The 4,826-nt window shown below is 72.4% G+C and carries 3 protein-coding genes and 1 pseudogene; 3 read left to right on the top strand and 1 reads right to left on the bottom strand.

All coding sequences use genetic code 11. The features are described from left to right. Nucleotides 1-191, top strand: a pseudogene (locus ABZ885_RS35480) (hypothetical protein); the annotation flags it as partial. Here ABZ885_RS35480 and ABZ885_RS35475 read toward each other — a convergent pair. After that, nucleotides 188-1,714 carry a helix-turn-helix domain-containing protein gene (locus tag ABZ885_RS35475; protein ID WP_360198215.1) on the bottom strand — a complete coding sequence of 509 codons (1,527 nt, stop codon included), beginning with the start codon at nt 1,712-1,714 and terminating at the stop codon, nt 188-190. The pseudogene ABZ885_RS35480 and the gene ABZ885_RS35475 sit on opposite strands and share 4 nt — an antisense overlap. 345 nt (nt 1,715-2,059) lie before the next feature. Here ABZ885_RS35475 and ABZ885_RS35470 point away from each other — a divergent pair, with 345 nt between their 5' ends. Both ABZ885_RS35470 and ABZ885_RS35465 read left to right on the top strand, forming a co-directional pair. Further along, a complete protein-coding gene (locus ABZ885_RS35470) occupies nt 2,060-3,553 on the top strand; it encodes a hypothetical protein (protein ID WP_360198212.1) in 1,494 nt (497 codons plus the stop codon). Nucleotides 3,554-3,669: 116 nt separating this feature from the next. Then, nucleotides 3,670-4,782 carry a transglycosylase family protein gene (locus ABZ885_RS35465; protein WP_360198209.1) on the top strand — a complete coding sequence of 371 codons (1,113 nt, stop codon included), beginning with the start codon at nt 3,670-3,672 and terminating at the stop codon, nt 4,780-4,782. The last annotated feature ends 44 nt before the right edge of the window (nt 4,783-4,826 follow it).

Here is a 4,826-nt window from a genome sequence, read left to right as displayed (position 1 = left end):
TGGCGTCCGGGTGGATGAACCGGGCCGCGGTGCCGGTGGTCTTGGCCACGGTCACCAGGCCGCCGCCGCGCAGCGCGCCCGCGCAGAGCCGGGTGGTCCGGCGGCTGCTCGCCCAGGTCCGCGGCGAGCCGGTGCCCGCCGCGGGGGAGGTGCTGGCCACCGAGCTGGTGGTGCGGGCGAGTTCGGCCTAGGGTCCGCCTACAGCGGCAGGGACGCTCGGCAGGTCCTCCGGCCGTCGTTCGGCCAGTTCGAGGGCCCGCCGGGCGAGCCAGAGGTCGTGGACGACGGTCGGGGGGCGGGTCAGGGAGCGTTGCAGGAGCTCCTCGGCGCGTGCCAGCCGCTTGCGGACGGCGGACACCGAGACGGACAGCGCTTCGGCGGTGGGGCCGATGCGCGCGTCCAGGTGCAGCCAGGTGTCGATCGTCCCCGCGACCGGGGCCGCGGTGCCGGGCGCCTGCAGGGGGTGGAACTGCCGGTGCGCCCAGGACACGACGTGCGGGAGGGCCAGGAGCTCGTCCAGGGACGGCGTCGGCCGGCCCTCTCCGGTGCCGCCGTCACCCGTCCGGGACGTGGTGCCGCCGGCGGCCGCCCGGAGGGCGAGGGCCAGGGCGGACTGGTCGGCGAGCCTGGTCAGGTCCAGCCGGAGCAGCTCCTGGAGGTGGGCCAGGCGTGCGGCCAGCGTGTTGCGGTGGATGTTCAGCGAGGCGGCGGCCCCGGAGGAGAACCGCAGCCACGAGGTGGCGGTGGCCAGCAGCTGCGCGCTGTCCGGATCCTGGGTGCGCCTGGGGCGATGTGACCGCACCGGGGAGAGGAACGCGTCGGACCATGCCGTCACGCCGGCGCCGATGGTGAGCGCGAGGTCCGGTTCTCCGGCGAAGGTGGACAGCCGGCCGGTGCCGTGGCGTGCGGCGGCCAGGGCGTGGGACGCCTGCGCGTAGCCGGTGGCCGTCTCCCGTAAGTGGACGGGGTTGCTGACCCCGATCCGGAGGCCGTCGGCTGCCGCACCATGGCTCGCCCATGGCGGGAGGCCGGCGCTCTTGCCGGGGACCGGGGGTGCGAGGACGAGCAGGTGGTCGTCGTAGACGGGACAGGGCACGATCCACGCGTCACGGCACGTCTCGGTGATCCGGAGCGTCAGTCCGGTGCGTGCCTCGCGCGGCCCGTGGACGACGTACATCTGCACCACCTCGGGCAGGGTGGGCCGGAGTGCTTGCGCGACGTCCTGGGCGGTGTGCGTCTGACCGCCCATCAGGAGGCGCAGCACCGCCTCCCTGGTCCTGGTGTCCGCGGTGCGGAGCCGGTGCCGGCTTCGCCGTGCGTCCTCGGCCTGCCAGGTGAGGCTGAGGATGGACACGGCATCCGCGAGCAGGACCGGGAGTTCGGGAGCTGCGGGCCGGTGTGCCACCGCCGTGAGGAGGGGGGCGCGGAGGCCGCGGTCGTCGTCGAGGACGAGGACGAAGCAGGTGAGGTCGCCCTGGTCGATGACCGCGGACCGCAACCCCCGGCGGTCGACGTCGTCGGCTCCGCGCCGGCACAAGGTCCGGGCGGTGTCGTCCGACGGGAACGCTCCTGCGCCGGCCCCGTCGCCTGAAGGGTTCATCAGGAAGACGTCGGCCCCGGTGCGGCCGGCCAGCCAGCGGAGCACCTGCGACGTCCCGCCCCTGCGGCCGGCGTGATGCATGGCCAGGACGTCGTCGGCGCGCCCGGTGCGCACCGCTGATGGCGAAAAGTCCGAAGTGATATCGCTCTGCATTTGATCTCCCCCCGGTGGATCGTATACGCGAGGCGTCAAGCCGTGGGGATCACTGTGCACTTCGGTACCGCTCGGGTCTGAAGGCTGTGCAGCTCCGCACCGGGCCCAACTCCGCGCTGCCATACCTTCGATGAGGCGTTCACGTACGGCGTCCGGCGCAACCGGAACTCAGGGCCGTGCGCGAACCGTCCTGGCGGGTCGGCCATCGAAGATGCACATCGCCGCACGTGTGGCGTGCTCTTCCCGGCTGCCGCCTTTCTTGATCCACCGGAATTCGAAGTCACCGACCGTACAAGGGGTTTTTATATGTCCGGCAAGCGCGTCGCCCGTGCTGTCACCGCTCTCCTGATAACAGGTCTTGCCTCCACCGCCCTCGCCGCCGTCCCGGCCCAGGCCGCACCGACGCCGCAGGGTGTCGCCCCCGTGAACGCGACCGCCGACGAGGACAAGGGCGGCGCCGGCCAGGGTCCGATCCTGCCGGCCGGTGGTCAGAGTGGTGGTCAGGGTGCCACCTCCTGGGCTTTCGCCGCTCCCAACGTGACCGCGCCGAGCCTGACGCGCAGTCAGGTCATCAGCCGGGCGGCCTCGTGGGTCGACCAGGGGCTGCGGTACAGCGGGGAGGGCTCCTACCAGGGCTACCGCACGGACTGCTCCGGGTACGTCTCCATGGCCTGGAAGCTGAGCTACTCGATGGACACCACCAGCTACGTCCCCACCGGTGTGGCCTCCAGGATCGGCAAGGACGACCTCAAGCCGGGCGATGCCCTGCTGAACGACGCAGCCGGGCGGGACGGACACGTCGTCCTCTTCGAGCGCTGGACCAACGACGCCCACACCGCCTACATGGGGTACGAGTTCACCGGAACCGGCGTCCACCACCGCGAGATCCCGTACCCCTACTTCCCGGGAGGCCGCGGCAACCCCTACCGGCCGGTCCGCAACAACAGCATCGTCGACGACCAGACCACGACGCCCCCCAAGCCGGTGGCGAAGAACCGGACGCTGGAGACGATCCAGGGCGGTGTGCTGCACGAGGTGTACACCGACGCCGACGGCTGGCACGACAACGTGGCGGCGGGCGTGGGGAGCATGAGCGCGCTGGGCTTCGCCTACAGCCCGTCGGGCCGGCGGGTGATCGAGGCGGTGGAGAACGGTGCGCTGCACGAGATCTACTCCGAGGGCGACGGCTGGGTCGACAACGCCGTTCCGGTGTCCGGGACGATCGACTCCCTCGGTTTCGCCTACAACCCCACCACCGGGATCCGGGTGGTCGAGGCGATCGAGGGCGGGACGATCCACGAGATCTTCGCCGACGGGGACGGCTGGCACGACAACGTCATCCCGGGCGTGGCCAACGTGAGCGCGCTGGGCTTCGCCTACAAGCCGTCGGGGCAGCGGGTGATCGAGGCGGTCGTGAACGGTGCGCTGCACGAGATCTACGCCGACGGCGACGGCTGGGTCGACAACGTCGTGCAGGGCGTGGGCGGGAACATCAGCACGCTCGGGTTCGCGATCAACCGGAACACCGGGCAGCGGGTGATCGAGGCGGTCGAGGGCGGTGTGCTGCACGAGATCTACACCGACCCCAGCGGGGCCTGGCAGGACAACGTCGTTCCGGGGGTGAGCGGCACCGTCACCTCGGTCTCGGTCAAGCTCAAGCCCACCGGCGACCGCGTCGTGGAGGCCGTCGTGGACGGTGCGCTGCACGAGATCTACACCGAGGCCGGGGTCTGGCACGACAGCGCCATCCCCGGCACCGCAGGCGGCGCCACCGCGGTCTCCTTCGACCTCACCCTCTGACCGTCCCGATCCCGGGTGCCCGGTACGCATCCCGTACCGGGCACCTCGCGGCCGCCTTCCGGCGCACGCACCGGCAGATGACAGACCGTCAACCGATCCCACTCCAAGGAACACCCATGCCCGTTCAGCGCGTCCGCACCCGGCTGAGCCGCGTGCTCGCCCTCGGCGCCGCCGCCTCGCTGGCCACGGCGGCCCTGGCCGCCACCGCAGGCTCCGCGGCCGCCGCCTCCGTCGCCACCTGGGACAAGGTCGCCGAGTGCGAGAGCGGCGGCGACTGGTCGATAGTCTCCTCGGGGAGCCCCCGCTACTACGGCGGCCTCCAGTTCGTGCAGTCCACCTGGATCGCCTACGGCGGCCAGCAGTACGCGCCCTACGCCAACCAGGCCACCAAGAAGCAGCAGATCCTGATCGCCGAGAAGGTCCTCGCCCGCCAGGGCCAGACGGCCTGGCCGCACTGCGGCCCCCTGGCCGGCCTCGGGGCCGACCACGCGAACCCCTACCCGGACGACCCGGGCCCGGTGATTCCTCCGAAGCCGGCGGCCAAGGAGCTGACCTGGTACCTGTCGGACGACGCGGCGTCCGGCGTGTCCACCCGTCCGGTGTTCGGGTTCGGGAACACGCCGATGGTCCCGCTGGCGGGCGACTTCGACGGGGACGGCACGGACACCCAGGCGGCCTACGACCCGACGACCTCGACGTTCTACCTGGCGAACACGGGCAGCGCGGCGCAGTCGACGCTGGTGTTCGGCGTCCCGGGCAACCGCCCCGTGCTGGGCCGCTGGGACGGCGGCACCTCGCAGCCGGGCGTCTACATGCCCGGCACCGCCACCTTCCACCTCCGCCACGCCGACGGCGGGGTGACCGCGTTCGCCTTCGGCAACGGCGGCGACTGGCGGCCCGTGGCCGGCGACTGGGACGGCGACGGGAGCGTCACGGTCGGCCTGTACGACCCGGCCACCAGCACCTTCTACCTGCGCAACAGCAGCACCGCAGGCCCTGCCGACCGGACCGTCGTCTTCGGCAATCCCGGGAGCATTCCGCTGGCGGGCGACTGGGACCACTCCGGCCGCACCGGCATCGGCGTCTACATGCCCGACAGCCACACCTTCTACTTCCGCCACGACGACGGCACCGTCACCTCCGTCGGCTACGGCGTCGCCGGCGACACCCCGGTCACCGGCGACTGGAACGGCGACGGCCGCGCCACCCAGGGCGTCGTCCACACCTGAGGCCCCGGGCTCCGGCGGTGGCGTGGTGCCGGGCCCGGCCCGGC

Origin of the sequence: Kitasatospora sp. NPDC047058, assembly GCF_040643935.1 — a bacterium.
In the GTDB taxonomy this organism is placed as follows: Bacteria; Actinomycetota; Actinomycetes; order Streptomycetales; family Streptomycetaceae; genus Kitasatospora.
The sequence above is the reverse complement of the archived record's forward strand: the minus strand, read 5'-3'. Positions and strand labels throughout refer to the sequence as shown.

Excerpts from the sequence above, each read along its gene's own strand:
- ABZ885_RS35465 (WP_360198209.1), top strand. The coding sequence starts at position 3,670 with ATGCCCGTTCAGCGCGTCCGCACCCGGCTGAGCCGCGTGCTCGCCCTC.
- ABZ885_RS35470 (WP_360198212.1), top strand. The coding sequence starts at position 2,060 with ATGTCCGGCAAGCGCGTCGCCCGTGCTGTCACCGCTCTCCTGATAACA.